Origin of the sequence: Vibrio ouci (assembly GCF_004551525.1) — a bacterium.
Classification (GTDB): Bacteria; Pseudomonadota; Gammaproteobacteria; order Enterobacterales; family Vibrionaceae; genus Vibrio; species Vibrio ouci.
The window spans coordinates 39237-59118 of the sequence record NZ_SATR01000011.1 but is presented as its reverse complement, the minus strand read 5'-3'; the positions used below and the strand labels follow the sequence as shown (position 1 = coordinate 59118).

Here is a 19882-nt window from a genome sequence, read left to right as displayed (position 1 = left end):
ATTAGGGCTATTGAATTACCACACCTTCGGTGTAGCCATGGTTGGTTTCATCGTCATAAATACGGTTCTGCTCGCCGTACTTGTCGAGAATTTTGTAAGCTGCACTATTAATTGAGTTGCCAATGGTTTGGCAAGATTCAGGATCCCAAGCAAAGATAAGTTGTTCAATGTCTTGAGCTGCTTGAACGCCAAAACCGTGGTGGTTTCGCTCATGTGCCATTAGCTTATCGTAGTAAGCATTGAACTTAGTTTGTGTATCTATATTGGCAGCCGCTCGCAATGTTAGCTTGGGCATCACGTAGTGTGTCGTCACTTTTACTTCGCCTTTGGCAATAGAACAAATGCCTTCGCTTTTGGCGTATTCGTACTTCCAAGCAACATTGTAGTCAGTTCTTCCGTGCATTGGCACGGTGTTGTCTTGACTTAGCGCATAAGCGATATCGTCGGGCGTGTCGGGGTCAATAAGATAGTAATGAAGATTTTCTATTTCAGAATATGTTATCTCTGGCCCGACTCGATTTTCTTGAGGCTCAGCAGGAACCTCCGGGGTGATAGGTGGTTCTGGCTCTAGCTCGGGTTCAGGCAAGGGCTCGGGCGGTGGCGTAACTTGCCCGAGCAATTTCCAAGGCGTTTGCCACTCTAGTTGGGCTGGCGCGCCGGGTATATCGCCAGTACCTGCCCACCATTTTGCTTGGTAGATGTTACCTAGGTACTCAACTTGGCTTCCTTGCTGATAAGATTGGGTTTCATTATAAATTGGCGCAGCCTGAACACTAACACTCAGTAAACTAAGGGCTAGGGCTGCAATTTTAGTGATGTCCATAGTCTCTCCATTTTAGCAAACTTGTGCAGGATGTAGACTATTGGGCAGCGAAGCACACGGCTATAGAAAAGTGATCAGTTCGCGGGGTTCTTTTATCTCCTTATGTGCAATTCTAGACCTAGTTGTTTAGGCTATGAGCGCTCTATTCGGTGGCGTATTTTCGGTTGATTTCGATCGCGACATCTATGTTATCTAGCAGGGTGTCGACGATCTTGGCATCTAAATGGCTGCCTTTAGAACGTTTAAGTTCCTCGATGACCTCTTCGACAGGCCATGCTGGCTTATAACAGCGCTCGTGGGTCAAAGCATCAAACACATCTGCCACCGCAATGATGCGGGCTTCAATGCTGATCTCATCATCTTTTAGACCTAGTGGGTAACCGGTACCATCGACTTTCTCATGGTGCTGATGAGCTATGGTGGCTGCGGTTTGTAATATCTTACGTTTAGAGCCGGCCAAAATATTGTGACCGATGGCGGCATGGTTTTTCATTGTCTCCCATTCGTCGGCGTCAAGCTTACCTGGTTTAAGCAGGACAGAATCAGGGATGGCGATTTTACCAATGTCGTGCATTGGTGCGGCTTGGCGCAATAGCTGAGCTTTCTCTTCGGAGTAACCAAGCAATAAACACAGTTCGTAGCTTAGCTCAGACATGCGTCTTACATGGTTACCTGCTTCTTGTGAGCGCGATTCAACCACATCGCCTAATCGATATATTAGCTCTCCTTGGGTATCGATGATCTCTTGGCTCAAAGATAGATTTTCGAACGCTAAACTTACGCTGTAGGAAAAAATGGTCAGTAATTGGCTTTCTAGATCGGTGATTTTCCGCGCCCCTTTCAAGTAGAGCAAACTGACTGCACCTGAGCTGGTGGCGAAGTAGCCGACAAAGATATCACCGTCGATAATGCTCTCTTTTTTCTCAATGGCTTTATCTAAATAGTCGCGTACCACGGGGTCGATATTGCCTTCTTGGTTGTGACCGATTTGAGCCAATACTTGGTAGCCACTCTCTGGTTGCTGAATCGTGGTTAGCCCGCGAACGCTGACCAACATGCTTTGATCGTTCATGCGCAGTAGCGACAGTACTTGCTGCAAGATTCCGTTCGAGAAGGTGTTTAAGGTATGTTGTTGAAAGATCACCGCTGTTGACTGAATGACCCGCTCTAAGCCAAGACGATAGTTGGTTTCAAGCTGCTTAGCATGGTCGATTTGGATAATATCGCGGTAGGATCTCAGTGCAGAAAGCACTGCGGTAAACAGCTTTTGGCTGGTCAGTTCGGTTTTTTCTTTGTAGTCATTGATATCGTAATCAGCAACAACGCTTTGCTCAGGAGCTTGGCCAGGTTGGCCAGTACGTAAAATAATGCGAGTTTTATGATTACCAAGATCTTGTCGTATCCAGCGAGCCACTTCAAGGCCAGCATCATCTGACTCCATCACCACGTCTAAGAAGACTAGCGCGATGTCATCATGAGTAGAAAGCTTCTCTTTGGCTTCCACACCTGAATAGGCATGAATAAACTCTAATGGGCGATCATCAAGGGTAAAGCGACGCAGAACAAGCTTAGTGACTTGGTGGATATCGGCATCGTCATCAACGAGGAGTACTTTCCAAGGAGGGAGGCTTGGCGCATCCATTTCTCGTAATAATTTTAATGGCATAACTGCCTCCCATCGGTTGTCTCAATTCTGTCCGTATATTTTGTGTTCATAACTAGGGTATAGGCAAAGTTGTGATTATTTACAAGCTTCTCAATAGCTGGCTCTTTGCTACCACTTTTGGCATTTGAATCTGATATTCTAGGCCTTCTCCAGGCGCGGTTTTTATTTCAATCTTGCCTTGCAGTTTGCGGGTGACTAAATTGTGAATCAGGTGAGTACCTAACCCACTTCCACCTTGATTCCTCTTGGTGGTAAAGAAAGGATCAAATAGTCGTTTTGCTTCTTCCTCCTCAAGCCCTCTTCCATCATCTTTATAGTGAATCAAGAAGGATTCTTCTTGTTCTTCAATGCGTATTTTTATCTGACCTTTCTGCTCTGGCACAAAAGCATGTATCAAGCTATTCATGATTAAATTGGTGAAGATTTGCGAAAGGGTTCCGGCATATGAGAAGCATTGAATGCCTTCCGGACACTCGACCTCGACTTGGTGCGGCACTTTTTTAAGCTGCGGTCTTAATGAAAGCATGATCTCATCGATGTAATGTTTTAGTTCAAAATCACGTAACTCATCAGAAGATTGGTCTACGGCAATTTGCTTAAAACTACGAATCAGTTCAGAGGCTCTTTCATTGTTTTTGTGGATGATCAGTGCTGATTCGTCACACAGCTCTAAAAACTCTAGCAGGTGCTTCTCATCTAATTGCTCACTCGCATAAGCTTTCTTCAACAGGTTGACTTCTTCGCTCAGGTTGGACGAGGCGGTGACACAAATACCTATTGGGGTATTAATCTCATGCGCGACACCGGCGACCAGCATACCTAGCGACGCTTGTTTTTCTTTTTCTACTAACTGACTTTGCGTTTGTTTTAGCTGTGACATTGCCTCTTGCAGCTCGTTGGTGCGCTGCTCTACTTGGACTTCGAGCTGAGAGTTGTACTCTTCAACCAGTTTCTCTTTTTCTTTGGCGTAGTTGAGCTGTTGTCTTAATTGCATCGGGCTGATTTTTAATTGCGAGAGCAGGTGACTGTAGGTTTGCTCCAGCGCTTGCATTTCGTGTGGGGTAAATAGCCCTGAATCTTGAATAAGAATATGTGCCATTGCTGAACCAGTGGCACCACTGAGGTAACGCTCAGCCGATTTTTCCAAGTTGGCCAACTCCATTGTGGTGAGGTATTCACTATCACCTAAATTGGCCTCGTTGATACTTTGTTGCAGTTTCTGCTGCGCTTCTTCATCAGGAAAGTAATGCTGAAATAAGTGTTGGAGGATGGCCTTTTTAGGCCCGATGGCGATATCGCGTGGTAGCTCTAAGCCTGAGAGGTCATCTTCCGATTGAGTCTGGGTCATGTTGTCAATAAATTCAGCGTTGTAGCGGCTCTCAGCCTCGCTCTCTTTAAACATTAAGCTGCCTAACACCACGCCAGAAAAGTTTGCCAACATCGACCAAAAAGCGCCATGGCTCACTCGATTCATGGTTGAGCCGAACAGATGTTCGGGATGGAGCCATTCGATTCCCCAAGGGCCAGCCACAAGTAGGCTGTCATCTATCCAGCCACTTTTCATCAAAGAAGGGATAAACAGGCAATAGGCCCAGATGATAAAACCAGCAGATAAGCCGATGATGGCACCGCGTGTATTGACGTTACTCCAGTAAAGCCCGGTTAGCACAAGAGGGAGCAGTTGCAGGACGGCGCAAAACGAAATCATCCCCATGTTAACCAGCAGGTAGGACTCACTGAGGAACAGGTAGAAGCTTTGCCCAGCGATAAGGACTAAAACCACAGCGAACCAGCGTATTTGCAACAGAAATCGGCCGAACTTTCTACCTGGGAAAAACTTACGCAGTAGCGGTAGGGCGAGATGGTTACTAAACATGGTCGACAGAGTCATCCCAGAAATCATCAACATGGCCATCGCGGCAGAAAAGCCACCAATAAAGACCAGTAGGGTTAGTGCAAACTGCTGCTGAGACATTGGCAATGCCAACATATAAGTATCAGGAGGTGTAGAGCCTAACAGTAAGATACCAGCGGCAGAAATAGGCATGACAAACATGGTCATTAAGAACAAGTAAATGGGCACTTTCCACTGAGCTTGCTTGATGTACTGAATCTTGGGGTTTTCTATTACCATCACGTGAAACTGCCTAGGGAGGAGAAAGAAGGCAGAGCCCGCCAAAATTAAGTAGCTTACCCAGGTTATAAAGTTGGGTGTTTGAGCCATCTGTCTGGCAGCGTTTGGATGCTCACGCTGTAGTTGTTCGAAGATCTGGCTCGGTGAATCAAACAGGAAAAAGCAAACAAAAATACCCACCGCCAGCATGGCGACGAGCTTGACGACACCTTCTACCGCGAGAGCCATCATCATGCCTGGGTGACGTTCTGTCGGATCTATGTGCCGCACACCGAAAATAATCGTAAACAATACGACGCCAAGCCAAATAACCCAAGTAATAGCATTACCAGAAACACTCTGATCCATAATGACAGAGACGGTGTTATTGATGGATTTTAGCTGTAGGGCAAGATAGGGAATGATACCAACCATAGCCACAATCGAGGTTAACCCTGCAAGGTAGAGGCTGCGATTGAAACGGGCTGAAAGGAAATCGGCAATACTGTTGACGTGATAGGTCTGTTTGACCAATAAAATGCGGCGTATTAATGGCCAAAGGATCAGCATTAACAGTGTTGGTCCCAAGTAAATGGTATAGACAATAATCCCGCTGCGTGATGCTAAGCCTACGCTACCGTAAAACGTCCAACTGGTGCAATAAACGGCAATCGATAAGATGTAGACCATTGCACTCGAAGACCAGCGCTTGGCTCTTGGGCTCGATGACTCAGCCCAATTTGCAATCGCATAAAGAGTACCAATGTACCCAATGAGTACCGACACAAGCATGGTGGTACTTAGCATGACGAATTACCTAGCTAGCCCAAATAAAATTAGGATTAGAACCACCCAGATACAGAGGATGGAAATCGTAATGGAGGTGATGGTAAATGGCGAGGTGAGTATCACAGGCCATGTGATTAGCGTCAGTGCAAGAACCAATAGCAATAGTCGCAGTGCTAACTGGTTTTGAATGGGTTGCATTCGGGACCCCTTCTACGAGTACGTTAGTACAATCATAGAACATGGTAAAAAAGTTGATAAATGCAGTTGGGCAATTACTGCTTAAGCGTTAGGAGGTAGGGTAAAAGCGAGAGATAAAAAAACACCGCCATATAGGCGGTGCTAAAAAATTTGACAGACAGGTCAAAATAAATACAGGAAGTATATGTTTCGTTTCACGGAGAAACAAAACTGGTAGAAACCTACCGAACTCGAAATACGAGTTTGCAAACACAACATCGCAACAAGAAGTCAATTGATTCAAAAGGGAATCAAGCCGTTCTGACTCCTCGCTGCGGTGTGAAATATAGAATTTCTCTGGTCGTCAGGCAACGGACATTTTATAATGTTTCAGATAAAAAAAACTAATCTATTTACGGAAGGCTATTATGTCCAGAAGATTGCCTCCTTTGAACTCTTTAAAAGTGTTTGAAGCTGCCGCCCGACATTTGAGTTTTACGCGTGCTGCAGAGGAGCTGTTTGTTACCCAAGCAGCCGTCAGTCACCAGATCAAAGCACTAGAAGAATTCCTTGGCTTAAAACTATTTCGTCGTCGAAATCGCTCACTTCTGCTTACTGAAGAGGGGCAGAGTTATTTTCTCGATATCAAAGATATTTTTACTTCACTAGCAGAAGCGACTGATAAAGTCCTAGAACGCAGTGAAAAAGGTGCGTTAACAATCAGTTTGCCGCCAAGCTTTGCTATTCAATGGCTTGTACCTCGCTTAGCGGATTTTAACCAACAAGAACCGGATATCGATGTTCGTATTAAAGCGGTTGATATGGATGAAGGCTCATTAACTGATGATGTCGATGTCGCCATCTACTATGGCCGCGGTAATTGGCCCGGTTTACGTGCCGATAAGCTTTATCAAGAGTTCTTGATCCCGCTTTGTTCACCTTCATTACTTTTAGGTAACAAACCATTAGAAACTCTAAGTGATTTGAAACAGCATACGTTACTGCATGACACCTCTCGTAAAGACTGGAAACAGTTTGCCAAGTTGAATGGCATCGAAGGAGTGAACGTGAATCACGGTCCGATCTTCAGTCACTCGACCATGGTTCTGCAAGCGGCAGCGCATGGGCAAGGGGTTGCACTTGGAAATAACGTTCTGGCTCAACCTGAGCTCGAAGCGGGTCGACTGATCGCACCATTTGATGAAGTGCTGCTTTCGAAGAATGCGTTTTACGTGGTTTGCCATGATAAACAGGCCGATATGGGGCGTATTGCGACCTTCCGTGATTGGATGCTAGCCAAAGCGCAAAGTGAGCAAGAGGAGCTGCTGGATGAGTAATTACCTGATAGACGGTGAAAAGGGCAATCCTCTCTTTATTTTTGCGCATGGCGCAGGGGCGGGGATGGACCATGCCTTTATGGAGTCCGTGGCGAAAGGGTTGGCGAAGAGAGGCATTCAAGTGGTGCGCTTTAATTTCCCTTATATGGTCAAACGCGCTGAAGATGGTAAGAAGCGTCCGCCAGATAGAGCGCCTAAATTACTTGAAGCCTATCAAGCAGTGATCGCAGAGTTTGCTGATAATGGACCGATTGTTATTGGCGGTAAATCAATGGGTGGACGTATGTCGAGCTTACTTGCAGAAGAAGCGAACGTGGCGGGTGTTGCTTGTCTTGGTTTTCCATTCCATCCGCCGGGCAAACCAGAAAAGTTCAAAGGCGAGCACTTAGCGACATTGGAAAAGCCGACCCTTATCCTGCAAGGGGAGCGTGATACCTTCGGTAAAAAAGAAGAGTTTGCTGAATTCGAGCTTTCCTCCTCGGTTCAGGTGAGCTTTATTCCTGATGGTGATCATAGCTTTAAACCGCGTAAGAGCTCTGGACATACCGAGTTGGGCAATATTCAACTCGCGGTAAAACATCTGGCTGAGTTTATTTTTGAGGTGTACGGTGAAAAGTAAACATCTGCTGGCTGCCGGTGGGCTTCTCAGCGGAGTCGGGGTGGCCTTAGGTGCCTTTGCTGCGCATGGTTTGAAGAAGTCATTATCGCCTTACTTACTCGATGTATTCCAAACGGGCGTGCAGTACCAATTTATTCACGCGATAGCGATTTTGCTCTGCGCTGTCCTGCTACAGCTAAAATTGCCTACTAAGTCACAAAAATATTTCGCCCTAGCCGCAATTTGCTTTATCATCGGCATCTTTTGTTTTAGCGGCAGTCTTTACGCACTCGCATTAACGGGCATTAAATGGTTCGGACCGATTACCCCATTTGGTGGTATGACGTTTATGCTTGGCTGGGGCTTGTTCGTCTATGCAGCGCTACAGATTACAGAGGTGAAACAGTGAAACAATTAATGCTCTACTGCCGCAGTGGCTTTGAGAAAGAGTGTGCCGGTGAAATTCAAGATCGTGCGACTCAGCTAGAAGTGTTCGGTTTCCCTCGTGTGAAAAAGAACAGCGGTTACGTAATTTTTGAATGTTACCAAGATGGTGATGCGCAAAAGTTAGTGAAAGAGCTTGATTTCAAATCGCTTATTTTCGCTCGTCAAATTTTCGCTGTAGCGGCTGAAATTCAAGAACTGCCACGTGAAGACCGTATCTCGCCAATTCTTCATGACTTGAGCTTTGTAGAAACCATGCCTCGCTGTGGTGATATTCGTATCGAAACGCCAGATACCAATGAAGCCAAAGAGCTATTGAAGTTCTGCCGTAAGTTTACGGTTCCAATGCGCCAAGCACTGCGTGGTAAAGGCATCCTTTTCCCGAAAGATAGCCCGAAGAAACCAGTACTGCATGTTTGCTTTGTTGGTCCGACGCACTGTTTCATTGGTTACTCGCTGCCAGACAACAACTCGCAGTTCTTTATGGGTATCCCACGTCTTAAGTTCCCAGCAGATGCGCCAAGTCGTTCGACACTAAAACTTGAAGAAGCTTTCCATGTATTTATTCCACGTGATGAGTGGGATGAGCGTTTAGCTGCAGGTATGTGGGGCGTTGATTTAGGTGCGTGTCCAGGTGGTTGGACTTACCAACTTGTTAAGCGTTCGATGTTCGTTCACTCAGTGGATAACGGCATGATGGCAGATAGCTTGATGGATACAGGTCAGGTGAAACACCACCAAGAAGATGGCTTTAAGTTTGAGCCAGCACGTAAGAACGTGACTTGGTTAGTGTGTGACATGATTGAGAAGCCATCTCGCGTAGCGCAGTTAATGGGTGAGTGGATCATCAGTGGTTGGGCAAAAGAAGCAATTTTCAACCTTAAGCTGCCAATGAAAGGCCGCTATGATGAGGTTCTTGAAGATATTGAAAACTTGAAGCTGTTCCTGATTGAAAATAAGGTCAAGTTTAAGCTGCAAGCGAAACACCTATACCATGACCGTGAAGAGATCACGGTGCATGTTCAGTGTTTATCAAACATCTCACCGCACTAAGAAATAACTGAGCGGGTTTCGCCCTTCGAGCGGCGGACGCGGTATTGCTCAAATAGACTCCGTCATTCCCTAGACTGACGGAGGAGGGAGTAGGGAACCTCTAAAGGTTTTCGACTTGCTTTGAGAGATCCTCAACTCATTCGTTCCTCATTCTCGAGGATGACTTAAATAAAAAGAAAAGGGTTGGCATTAGTGCCAACCCTTTTGTTTATCTGATTACTCATTTGGCCCATTAAAGCGCAAATCTTGCAGATTAAACCCGAGCTCAATATCCGTTTTAAGCGCCGCGATCAGTTTGCACTTACGCGCTGATTCGATGTGTTCATCGAGTTTTTTGCGATACTTGGCTGGTAGCTCTTCACTGGCAAAGGCTTGTTCAATATCGGCAAATTGGGTCAGGATCTCTTTGGCCGCTTTTGGTCCGACTCCCGGTACTCCCGGCACTTGGCTTGAGCTAATCCCCGTTAACCCCCAGTAGTCCGAAAGCTGTTTTGGCTTAACCCCGAACTCTTTCTCGATGAAGGGTTCATCTAACCAGCGGTGCTGGAAGTAGTCTCGGATCTGCAGGGTAGGTGACAGCAACTGACAGTACCCTTTATCAGTCGAGATAATCGTGACCTTCTCATTATGGCTCGCCACTTTCATCGCCAGCGTTGCTACGAGATCGTCGGCTTCATCGCCGTCAGACAGCAGTGAGTCTATGCCCAGTTTCCACCAAGCATCTTGGATAGCTTCCAAGCCATTCATTAATGGTTCTGGCATTGGTTTACGATTCTGTTTGTACTCTGGCCAGATTTCCGCACGCCAACCACGCTCTTGAAGGTGGTGATCAAACACCGCAATGATATGGGTCGGTTGAGACTCAGATAAGATTCGATTCAGAGTACGAGAGGTGGTCGTAATGGTTCTTGCTATATCGGTGGGATCTGGCTGGGCAGAGTGAACTCGGCGAATAAGGTTTAACGCATCGATGATAACAAGATGAATAGACATACAAATCAAAAAAAATAAGGGCATGAAGCCCTTATTGTATCGGATGGTGTTGAGATTACCAGTCAGTCACTAGCTGATGGTCTTGATTTGGTAACAAGGCTCGTAAGCCGTGCCGCCTGGCAGCTTCATGCGATCTTGCTCAACAAAGTCTTTCAGTAGTTTGTCCATCTTCTTCATCAGATCAACGTCGCCATCGAGAATAAATGGACCGTGGCGTTCGATTTCACGAATACCCTCTGCTTTAACGTTACCAGCTACAATGCCAGAGAAGGCTTGGCGTAGCGCTGCTGCGAGGTTTTCAGGGCGTTGGTTTAGATGTAAGTCTAAGCTCGCCATGTTGTCATGGGTTGGGTCAAACGGCAGTTGGAACTCAGGTTCAATTTTCAGTGACCAGTTGAAGCTGTAGGCATCACCGGTGTCTTTACGGTGTTGGCGTACATCAGCCATGCTTTGCTTCATGATTTGCGCCACTTTAGCTGGGTCATCAACCACAATCTGATAATGCTTCTGAGCCGCTTCGCCTAAGGTGTCACCAATAAAACGGTCGATAGAGCGGAAGTATTGCTCGCTCTCTTTAGGACCGGTTAGCACGATTGGTAGAGGTTGATCGGCATTATCAGGGTGCATCATGATGCCAAGGATATAAAGCAGCTCTTCTGCGGTACCAGCACCACCTGGGAAGATAACAATACCATGGCCCATACGAACAAACGCTTCAAGACGTTTTTCGATATCTGGCATGATGACCAGCTCATTGACGATAGGGTTTGGTGGCTCAGCGGCAATGATTGAGGGCTCAGTCAGGCCAAGGTAACGCTGCTCGTAGTAACGCTGTTTAGCGTGACCAATCGCGGTGCCTTTCATTGGGCCTTCCATTGCGCCAGGACCACAGCCAGTACAGATGTTCATTTCACGTAGGCCAAGCTCGTTTCCGACTTCACGCGTGTATTGATACTCGATAGCGTTGATTGAGTGACCACCCCAACAGACCACAAGGTTAGGCTCGATACCCGGAGTAAGCGCGCCAGCATTACGCAAAATACCAAACACAAGGTTGGTGATATGCGAGGCGTTAGTGAGGTTGAGACGTTGGTTATCCGCAAGGTGCATGTTGACATAGACAATGTCGCGCAGCACAGAAAACAGGTGTTCCTGAATCCCTTTGATTATTTCACCATCAACAAATGCGTGTTCTGGGGCGTTGCTTAATTCAAGCTTAATCCCACGTTCGCGGCGTACTACGTTGACGTCGAAAGATTTGTATTTGTCCAACAGCTCTTTGGAGTTGTCGGTATGACTACCTGAATTGAGAACCGCGAGCGTACAGTTGCGGTATAGCTGGTATAGATCACTAGCAGCGGTCTTCTTAAGGCGCTCAACTTCAAGTTGAGAGAGTAGGTCCATACTACCTGCTGGACTAATATGCGTGATCATAGTGACCTCCTTGACTAGCAACTCACAAGTCGTGAGTAAAGTGTCGTTGTTATTATTGTCCTTATACGTCGCAGTTTTATCTGAGTTTTCGCGACGGGTTTCTTAAGCTTAGCAGGTTTTTGCTGATAGTGAAGCTAACTAACTGATATATAAAGATGAGTCACAAAATGAGGCGGAGGGAATTAGAGTTCTGGCCTGTGATGGTGAGTCAGTTTAGCGCCATACAAGTTGGTTTTTACCGAGAGATTTGGCTTCATTGAGGCATAAATTGAGGCGTTCGAGGATCTCTTCCGGCGTGTCTGAGTCTTTAAACGCGGTACTGGCTGCTGAAAGCGTAATCATCAAATTGCGGTCGCGGAACTTAAATGGCAGTTTCGACACTTGGCTCTGGATGGTCTGGATCAAGCTAAATGCGTCGCTATCGCTGACTTCTGGAAGTAGGAGAATAAACTCTTCGCCAGAGAAACGTGCAACAGTATCAGTATCTTGCAGTTCTTTTTTGATCGTGCGAGCAATGATTTTCAGTGCTTTATCACCCGCGCTGTAGCCGAAGCTATCATTGATCGCTTTAAAGCCATCAATATCAAGAATGACCACACGTAGCGTATGTTGCGCGCGAATCCAGCGGCGGTATTCCAGTTCAAGTCGATCGCCAAAAGCGGCGCGGTTGTACACTTTGGTCAATGGATCGAGAAGCATGCGCTGGGCTTGGTCTTCTAAACGGCGGCGGTAATCTTGGGTCACTTCAAACAGTGCTTCCAGTTGATTCTTGCCGTAATCCATTCTTTCTAATAGTGCTTGCTCGCGTTGCTCTGCATGTTTCAAACGCTCGGTCAGTGAATTGAGCTGTTCAAGCAGTGGATTGACTTGTGTCTTTAATCCTGCCAAGTCTTCTGCATTGGCGACTTTGGTTTGGGTGACGCTGATTAAATCTCCCAGCTCTGAACTCATCTCTTGGCGGGTATCAAAATAGCTGTGAGATTGCTGAACGTTTTGCGCAGAGCTCTTTAGTGAAGAGGCGAGGGATGCATTCACCTGCTCTAGGAATTGTTCTGACGTTTTGCGCTCGTAGTGGGTGCCTTCAATGACCAACTTTAATGTTTGCAGAGTGAGCTCAAGCAGCGTGTGGCTACTGACTCCCATTAGCAATTTAGCACGAATATCTGCCAGTAGGTCGCCTGATTCACCTTCAAAATCAAGTTCAGTAATCAGGTGCTGTAGTTCTTCTGATAGGCGCAACTGCAGTTCACGATCGGCGCTATTAGAAACTTGGTTGATGCTGTAATCAGGGTTAGAAGTTATGATCTTTACAGAGCGCTCATAAAGGCTTAGCAGTCGCAGTGCTTGCTCTGATTTAGGATGAGACAGTCCGTTGGAGTAGCTGAGTAAATCGCGCAGATCGCGTTTAATCTTAGCGGGTAGGCCCGTTAAGCGTAGCAGCGTTTCTCCGCTGTTTTTGATCTGCGTATCTAGGTGTTCACTCTGCGTGTCCATAGCCAAGCCTTGTTGTTTTAGCAAACGCTCTAATACCGCGAGTTTCGGGATAAGAGTACTGACGTCTTGCTGTTGTTCGATAGCTTGAGTGAGTTCCATTAGACCCGCTTGAAGGCGCGGGTTCTCACTTTTATAGGCGTTACTTAGCGACGCGATGATGCGCTGAAGTACCTTCTGTTCTCTTTTAAATTTGAACGAAGTGTCCCTTTGTGTCAATCGAACTTGTTCCAATTGAGATTTCAGGTTGTGCAGCTGTGACTGAAGATCTTGTTCGAGAACGCCCATGAAATATAAACTTAAAGATATAATCTACTTCTATTTATTAATCTGTAGATAATATCAAATAAATCACGGGCGTCACGAGTTACTACGTTTGTTTGATGAGCTTTTATTCATCTTTTAATAGTTTTTTGATGCTGTCCTCATTCTTGAACGAAGAGTGTACTTTTATTAACCCTTGGTTTATCGAATGCTTGCAGGCCTTGCGAATATTACCAGTTGCTAAACTTGCTGCTGGAGCGTTGTCGATCGCTTTTAAGTAGACCCACTGGCTGCAGTGTTCCTTCATACTCAGCGTACGCGCGGTACTGGTAGACATCAGTAGCACATCAATTAGTTCCTTATCATTAACAGCGGTGTAAGCCCTAGGTAGGAACGGATAATCAGCCATACCAATACGAATGATGCGATTTAAAATACGCTCTGGCTCGAACTCCATGATCCACTGCTGAATTTTTTCAAATAGCTGTTCTGGGTCGGTATTACGTTCGCTATTGGGCTCGATATAAAGCAAGTTGGCGTCTGAAAAGTGATAAATACGTGCAGGATGCTCAACGCGTTGTTGCAGGAATTCGCCAAAAGCTCGCTCCAATTTGAGACCTTCTTGGTAACCATGTTGCAGATACATATTACGTAGGAAAGGCACGTCAATCATTACAAAGCGCAGTCGGTCATTGAGCGGCTCATGGATTAACTCACCCACATGCCACTTTTCAAATTTATGGCTACTCTCTTCCAAAGAAGCAGGCAACTTAGCATTGAGCATACGCAGATTCTTCAGCCCAGAGCGAGAGTGGGTATAGAGATCTTCGTTTAGCGTATCAAGCTCGTCTTTTTGCACATTGATGACGTGACCACGGCGCAACAAGAACATGAACAGCAGTGCTGAAAGTACAAACAGCGTTAAGGTAATCTTTTGGAACTTACGATATTCCGCGTGGGTTTGTTCAAGCTCTTCTTTTTGACCGCTTAAGTGCAAGCTTTGCTCGACAAAGTCTTTCTGTTGGCGGAAAGCATCTTCACTGATCATGTCCAGCTCTTGCTGCTCGATGGTGGCTAACGAGTTGTAGAACAGGAGGTATTCAAGCGCCAGCTTATATTGGCCACTTTGTTCATAGCCCAAGTAAAGCAATTGATAGGCGGCTTTTTGAGTACTAATGTCCTGCTCTTTTTGCGCAATTTCTAGCGCTTTCTGTGCGTTTTCTAAGACTTTATCCGACTCACGCTTATGTCGAGCTAGCCCTGCCTCAAGTAAGTACGCATAGGCCTCTAAGCGAGGGATGCTAGCATATTCTAGTAGCTCTTCTGCTCGGTTTAGATATTGCTCGGCTAAGGTGTAGTCAACCAGTTGCAAGTAAGTAGCAGCCAAAGAGATACGGATTTCAATCACGCTCTCAATGTTGTTTTGCATGCGCTCATGATCCATGGCATTGAAGTAGTGGACCAGCGCGAGGTTGTATTTGTTTTGGTGGTAATAGATATCGCCCATGCGCTTTAAGATTGGCGCAAGCATAGGCGAGCTCTGGTAGTTGTCGTAAAAGTCTGCGGCTTGAGAAAAGTGGTTGTTGGCTTTATCTAATACGCGACGTTCGTAAAATAGCTGACCCAAAATGCGGTTTACTTGAGCCAACTGCAGGGCAGAGTCTGTTTCAATCGCTTTCCAGTAACTGATCAACAGCTCTGATAAGGCGCGGTTGTATTTTTTGTTCTGCAGTAAATGCTTACCGACCGTGGTGTGATACTCAATTAGAGTGTGGGTAGACTTCGCGTTATCAACGTAAGGTTTCGCTTCGAGATAGAGCTTATTTGCCACATCGACTTCACCTTCCGCAGAGGCAATATCCGCTTTTAACATGGTCATTTTGTATCTCAGACCACGGGCGACAAGCTGAGTATTATTAATTTGTGAGTAGCTCTGCTCAAGTTTTTCGATTTTCTTACGCGCCGCAATCGCATCTTTATCAATGCTCCAAGCTAGGCGAGTTTCCAGCAAGTCGATGTCGATTTGTAGGTATGGCAGTTTGTAGTTGGTGGCAATTTCTTTGGCTTCAGCTAAATGCCTTAACGCGCTTTCTTGACTACCAAGATTAAACTCAGCACGTGCTAGAATGCGCAAGGCATCAATGGTGCCACCTGGGGTGCGTGTTCGGCTATCGGTTTCATCGCGAGAGATAGCCGACGGGCTTTTTTCAGTTTTGTCAGAAAGCGTACGCTGAGCTAGGTAGTTTGCTGCTAGCTTCTTTGCTTGCTTTGGCACCACTTCTACTAAGCTATTCGCCTCGTTCAGTACTGCTGATGAGTAGATTGTACTGGCCAATAATGGTGATGACACAATCAGCAACAGTATGCCGATAATGCGTTCCCAGCGTACGTTTAACATCCTGAATTAATCCCTATTGACGCGTCATGCGTTGGTTGTGGTTTGGTTGAGTGTGAACGTTAGAGCGGTATGGGTTAATGTCTAAACCACCGCGACGAGTATAGCGTGCATAGACGGTTAATTCGCTCGGCTGACAAAATTCCATAATGTCAGTAAAGATGCGCTCAACACATTGCTCGTGGAACTCGTTGTGCTCACGGAAAGAGACAAGATAGCGAAGTAGCGCTTCTCGGTCGATCTGTTTACCCGTGTAGCTGATCTCAACGCTGCCCCAGTCTGGCTGGTTGGTGATCAGACAGTTTGATTTAAGCAAGTGACTGTGGAGACTTTCTTTAACGTCGTCACCTGTTGCTGCACCTTTTAACAAAGTACGGTCAAAGTCATAGCTAGTGATCTCGATATCTTGCTCATCAATGCACTCTCCGTCCATGGTGACAATCACAGAGTCTGTGTAATCAACCACAGAGCGAACCGTCACACTCACTTCTTCACCGGCGCAATGAGACAAATCTTTGATTAGCGTTTTTTCAACATCATCCCAATTAGAGAAACGCGTCTGATTAAAACTGTTGAGGTAGAGCTTGAATGACTTCGACTCGATAAGGTTTGCGCTGGTGGCAGGAATAGACACTTCACCGACCGCAACTTGAGGCAAACCTTTATCATTAAGCCATGACAGCTCGTACAGCGTCCAAATATCGCAACCTTGGAACGGTAGAGTATCGCCGAGATTAAGGTCATCACGGTTCAAACTACGAGGTACAGGTTGGAGTAGGCTTGGGTCATATTGGTTCGCGTATTCAGTCTTTTGACCCAAGGTTAGGCCAGCAAGCTCTTTCGCATCAGAATATTTGCTCATACTTTTGTTCATTTTCTATTAGAATGACGAGAATTTTACGCAATCCCGCTGTTAAAAGCGAATATTCATGTTGGAGAATCTAATGGCTGATAATGCCTTGCAAGCGTTGCTCTCATTCAGTGAAAAATACCGTCAGGCGCACCTTGATGCTTCGGGTCATTTACCAAAAAGCGAAGAGTTGGTTGACCTAGTGTCACCTTGTGTCGAAAGTAAAACTGAGCAGGCGGTCGAGTGGCAAGCTTGTCAGCGCGATGAACCAGCTGATTTTACCAATGTAGAAAATGGTATTGAGCTTACCCTGCATGACGACATTAAGACCTTCTATGGCTCTCAATACAGCGCCGATATGGAGGCAACGTGGCAGGGCAATGAGTTAACGCTACTGCAAGTGTGGAGCGATGAAGACTTTGTCCGCTTACAAGAAAATATTCTTGGCCATCTTGTTACTCAGCGCCGCTTAAAGCTTAAACCAACGGTCTTTATTGCTGCGACCGACGCAGAGTTAGATGTGATTTCTATCTGTAATATCACGGGTAACGTTATCTTGGAGCGTTTAGGTACCGACAAGCGGGATGTACTAGCGCAGGATATCGCGGAGTTCTTAGCAAACCTTGAAGCTGTGGTGCTGTAATCATGTATGTTGTAGAGCTTCAGTTTGAGTGTTTTGATAACACTACCGTATCGGCCGTTGATAAAGCGATTAATGGCTTGATGGATGCGCTTAGATACAACGGTCAAGTGCTTGGCCGTGAATTTCCAATCGTGATGGGCGATGGTGAGTTTTTTGTTCGTGTGGTTTGCCCGGAGCAAGATAGCTTACACCCTAAATACCATTCTGATTTCGTTAAAGTGTGTCTTAATCGCTTATCAGAGGCGAGTCTATTAGCGCCAAAGATGCGCATGTTAGGCCGAGATCTAAACTCTGAAGAAGCCGCTGAAGATGAGCCGCCAAGCTGGCAAGTGTTGTACACAACGTATGTCCATACGTGCTCTCCTTTGCGTTCCGGTGAAACCTTACTGCCAATCCCACTTTACCGAAATGGTGCCACGCTAAACGGCGATCATAAGGCTGTCGTCAAATGGCAGACCGAGTGGCAGGCTTGTGACGAGATCCAAATGGCGGGAGGCTGCCGCGCGGAACATGCGGCGCTGCATGAGATCTGTGATGCCGACAGTGTGCTATTCAAGCGCGGTTGGGACTTGCGTGGTCGTATTGAATACATCACTAAAATTCCGACCTACTACTACCAGTATCGTGTCGGTGGCAAGAGTCTTGAAGATGAAAAAGCACGCAAATGCCCGAAATGTGGCGGTGAGTGGTTGCTAGATGAGCCACTGCACGACATCTTCTACTTCAAGTGCGATGACTGCAGAATTGTATCGAATATGTCTTGGGATCATATTAAGTAGTGATGTCAGATGCGACGCAATAAAAAAAGACGCCCTATGGAGCGTCTTTTTTTGATTCTTCAGACTCGTCGTTATGGTCATCTGAGTCACTTTGCGGTTTTTTCTCGCCTTGGCCAAACTTCATATTGGCGGTGTACTTAAGCGCCGCAATATTACCGATCACAACGCTCAATACGATAACAATGATAACCCAGGGGTTAGTTAGTAAATCCATCTCGCTACCTATTGATGTATGTTGCTAATAAACTGATTGTAGATCGTTTCCAGTTGGCCTAACACCACTTGTTTACCCAAAATGGGAGCAGACGCGAGTTGCTCAGCAAGAAGGGTAGGTGTTAGCTGTTGTAAGCACTGCTCGGTAGTGGCTCTATGGCTAATATGCCAAGGCTCAGGAGCGACACCGCCTTTATCTTGTGCATAGGGAAAGAAGAAGCCATGTTGCTCAATATTTTCCTTCAGCCACACATAGAAAGTTTGCTGGTGGCCCGTCAGGTATTCCCAAGGCTCTAGCTGAAGCTGAGTATCTTTGGGCAGACTGTCACGATCGAAGATATCGAAATCGGTTCCCCAATGATGACGACTACCACCTGGCAGAGCCGACCAACGTAAAATCGCCATCACCTTCTGCTGCTCCGTTAAGCTGTCAGCGTTCAGTGGTTGGCTGTCACTATCTAAAATGGCCGTTTTGCCTGCCATTTTATTATTCCAAATCGTCATCTGACGCTCGAAGTCGCGAAAGCCGCTGGCGATATTGAGGTTAAATCCCGCCCGAGTCGCTGACTGTTTCAGTGCGAGTATATCTTGGCTCACTTTAGCGTGAACCAAGAAGGCTTTTTGTCCGACAACAGTTTCAACTAAGTGAGTTTGCGTCTGACCAGTCAGTTGTTCGGGCGTCATCATTAGGCTAACAAGTTCTCTAGTGTTTTCTGATACATGTCGGTTAGCTTCTCTAGATCGTCAACCTTCACGCATTCGTTCACTTTATGAATAGTGGCGTTAACAGGACCAAGCTCTACAACCTGACCACCCATACGGGCAATGAAGCGGCCATCCGATGTACCACCTGTTGTCAGCAATGCTGGCTTCGTCTGGTTCACCGCATCAACGGCATCGACGACAGCATCCAGCAGTGCGCCTGTATCGGTTAGGAACGGGTCGCCGTTGAATGTCCACTTCAAGTCGTAATCTAGGTCATGTTTATCTAGCGTTTCAGTCACACGCGAGACAATGGCATCGTTATTTAACTCAGTGCTAAAGCGCAGGTTGAATTGAACGTTGAATTCGCCAGGAATCACGTTCGATGCACCCGTACCAGCATGAACGTTTGGAATTTGGAAACTTGTTGGTGGGAAGTAAGCATTACCTTGGTCCCACTCCGTCGTCGCCAGTTCATGAATCGCCATTAAAGATTGGTGAACTGGGTTTCTTGCTAAATGCGGGTAGGCAACGTGCCCTTGAATCCCTTTAACGGTTAAATCACCGGTAATGGAGCCACGGCGGCCGTTTTTAACCACATCGCCAACAATCTCAGTACTTGAAGGTTCGCCGACAATACACATGTCGATGTTTTCACCGCGCGCCATTAGTGCTTCTACCACGCGAACTGTACCATTGATGAAAGGGCCTTCTTCATCTGATGTGATTAAGAAACCAATCGAGCCTTTATGATTTGGGTTGTCGGCAATGAACTGCTCAACGGCAACAATCATACTGGCTAGCGAGCCTTTCATATCCGCTGCGCCGCGACCGTGTAAGAAACCATCTTTAATCGTTGGCTCAAAAGGAGGGGTATCCCATAGCTCTAGTTTACCGGCTGGCACAACATCCGTATGACCAGCGAAAGCAAACAGTGGCGCTTCACTGCCACGGCGAGCCCAGAAGTTCGTCGTATCTTCAAACACCATTACTTCAATTTCAAAACCAAGCGCCTTTAAACGCTCAATCATTACATCTTGGCAGCCTGCATCTTCTGGTGTGACTGATTGGCGGCTAATTAAATCTTTTGCGAGAGCCAGAGTTGGGCTGTCTGTCAT

17 protein-coding genes are annotated in these 19882 nt (G+C 46.3%); 6 read left to right on the top strand and 11 right to left on the bottom strand.

Annotated features, from left to right (window positions below; translation table 11 throughout):
- Window positions 1-7: 7 nt before the first annotated feature.
- The 3 genes from ELS82_RS09235 to ELS82_RS09225 all read right to left on the bottom strand — a co-directional run bounded on the left by ELS82_RS09235 (window position 8) and on the right by ELS82_RS09225 (window position 5409).
- Window positions 8-823 carry a DUF922 domain-containing protein gene (locus tag ELS82_RS09235; RefSeq protein ID WP_134835232.1) on the bottom strand — a complete coding sequence of 272 codons (816 nt, stop codon included), beginning with the start codon at window positions 821-823 and terminating at the stop codon, window positions 8-10.
- Between the two features lie 142 nt (window positions 824-965).
- Entirely contained in the window at window positions 966-2489 is a 1524-nt protein-coding gene (locus ELS82_RS09230; protein WP_134835231.1) for an HD domain-containing phosphohydrolase, read from the bottom strand.
- 79 nt (window positions 2490-2568) lie between these two features.
- Complete coding sequence (locus ELS82_RS09225) at window positions 2569-5409, bottom strand: sensor histidine kinase (RefSeq protein WP_134835230.1); 2841 nt, start codon at window positions 5407-5409, stop codon at window positions 2569-2571.
- Between the two features lie 587 nt (window positions 5410-5996).
- On the opposite strand from ELS82_RS09225, the gene ELS82_RS09220 reads away from it, so the two are divergent.
- The 4 genes from ELS82_RS09220 to rlmM are packed head-to-tail and all read left to right on the top strand — an operon-like array spanning window position 5997 to window position 9000.
- Window positions 5997-6905 (top strand): transcriptional regulator GcvA, encoded by a 909-nt coding sequence (locus ELS82_RS09220; protein WP_004418613.1) that lies wholly within the window; start codon window positions 5997-5999, stop codon window positions 6903-6905.
- Complete coding sequence (locus ELS82_RS09215; RefSeq protein ID WP_134835229.1) at window positions 6898-7524, top strand: alpha/beta family hydrolase; 627 nt, start codon at window positions 6898-6900, stop codon at window positions 7522-7524. The genes ELS82_RS09220 and ELS82_RS09215 overlap by 8 nt, the downstream gene beginning before the upstream one ends.
- The gene (locus ELS82_RS09210) at window positions 7514-7912 is read left to right on the top strand and encodes a DUF423 domain-containing protein (protein WP_134835228.1); all 399 of its coding nucleotides are present in this window, start codon (window positions 7514-7516) and stop codon (window positions 7910-7912) included. The genes ELS82_RS09215 and ELS82_RS09210 overlap by 11 nt, the downstream gene beginning before the upstream one ends.
- Window positions 7909-9000, top strand: a complete 1092-nt coding sequence (rlmM, locus tag ELS82_RS09205) for a 23S rRNA (cytidine(2498)-2'-O)-methyltransferase RlmM (RefSeq protein WP_053440511.1) — start codon at window positions 7909-7911, stop codon at window positions 8998-9000. The genes ELS82_RS09210 and rlmM overlap by 4 nt, the downstream gene beginning before the upstream one ends.
- Window positions 9001-9216: 216 nt before the next feature.
- Here rlmM and xni read toward each other — a convergent pair whose 3' ends face one another.
- From xni to queF, 5 genes are all read right to left on the bottom strand, one after another.
- The gene (gene xni / locus ELS82_RS09200; RefSeq protein WP_053440510.1) at window positions 9217-9993 is read right to left on the bottom strand and encodes a flap endonuclease Xni; all 777 of its coding nucleotides are present in this window, start codon (window positions 9991-9993) and stop codon (window positions 9217-9219) included.
- 69 nt (window positions 9994-10062) lie between these two features.
- Complete coding sequence (gene ppnN / locus ELS82_RS09195) at window positions 10063-11427, bottom strand: nucleotide 5'-monophosphate nucleosidase PpnN (RefSeq protein WP_134835227.1); 1365 nt, start codon at window positions 11425-11427, stop codon at window positions 10063-10065.
- Window positions 11428-11640: 213 nt separating this feature from the next.
- On the bottom strand, window positions 11641-13206 hold the full coding sequence (locus ELS82_RS09190) for a GGDEF domain-containing protein (RefSeq protein ID WP_134835226.1): 1566 nt from the start codon (window positions 13204-13206) through the stop codon (window positions 11641-11643).
- 103 nt (window positions 13207-13309) lie between these two features.
- Window positions 13310-15580, bottom strand: a complete 2271-nt coding sequence (locus tag ELS82_RS09185) for a tetratricopeptide repeat protein (protein WP_134835225.1) — start codon at window positions 15578-15580, stop codon at window positions 13310-13312.
- A 13-nt stretch (window positions 15581-15593) separates the two neighbouring features.
- A complete protein-coding gene (gene queF / locus ELS82_RS09180) occupies window positions 15594-16439 on the bottom strand; it encodes an NADPH-dependent 7-cyano-7-deazaguanine reductase QueF (protein ID WP_134835224.1) in 846 nt (281 codons plus the stop codon).
- A gap of 82 nt (window positions 16440-16521) precedes the next feature.
- Between queF and syd the strand changes: the two genes are divergently transcribed.
- Both syd and ELS82_RS09170 read left to right on the top strand, forming a co-directional pair.
- Window positions 16522-17070: a SecY-interacting protein gene (syd, locus tag ELS82_RS09175; protein WP_134835223.1), complete on the top strand. Its 549-nt coding sequence runs from the start codon at window positions 16522-16524 to the stop codon at window positions 17068-17070.
- A gap of 2 nt (window positions 17071-17072) precedes the next feature.
- The gene (locus ELS82_RS09170) at window positions 17073-17849 is read left to right on the top strand and encodes a Zn-ribbon-containing protein (protein WP_134835222.1); all 777 of its coding nucleotides are present in this window, start codon (window positions 17073-17075) and stop codon (window positions 17847-17849) included.
- Window positions 17850-17883: 34 nt separating this feature from the next.
- Here ELS82_RS09170 and ELS82_RS09165 read toward each other — a convergent pair whose 3' ends face one another.
- From ELS82_RS09165 to dapE, 3 genes are read right to left on the bottom strand one after another with little or no spacing between them, the layout of a single operon-like run.
- A complete protein-coding gene (locus tag ELS82_RS09165) occupies window positions 17884-18063 on the bottom strand; it encodes a DUF2897 family protein (RefSeq protein WP_134835221.1) in 180 nt (59 codons plus the stop codon).
- A gap of 8 nt (window positions 18064-18071) precedes the next feature.
- Window positions 18072-18749: a M15 family metallopeptidase gene (locus tag ELS82_RS09160; RefSeq protein ID WP_134835220.1), complete on the bottom strand. Its 678-nt coding sequence runs from the start codon at window positions 18747-18749 to the stop codon at window positions 18072-18074.
- Complete coding sequence (dapE, locus tag ELS82_RS09155) at window positions 18749-19882, bottom strand: succinyl-diaminopimelate desuccinylase (RefSeq protein WP_134835219.1); 1134 nt, start codon at window positions 19880-19882, stop codon at window positions 18749-18751. Before dapE ends, ELS82_RS09160 begins: the two co-directional genes overlap by 1 nt.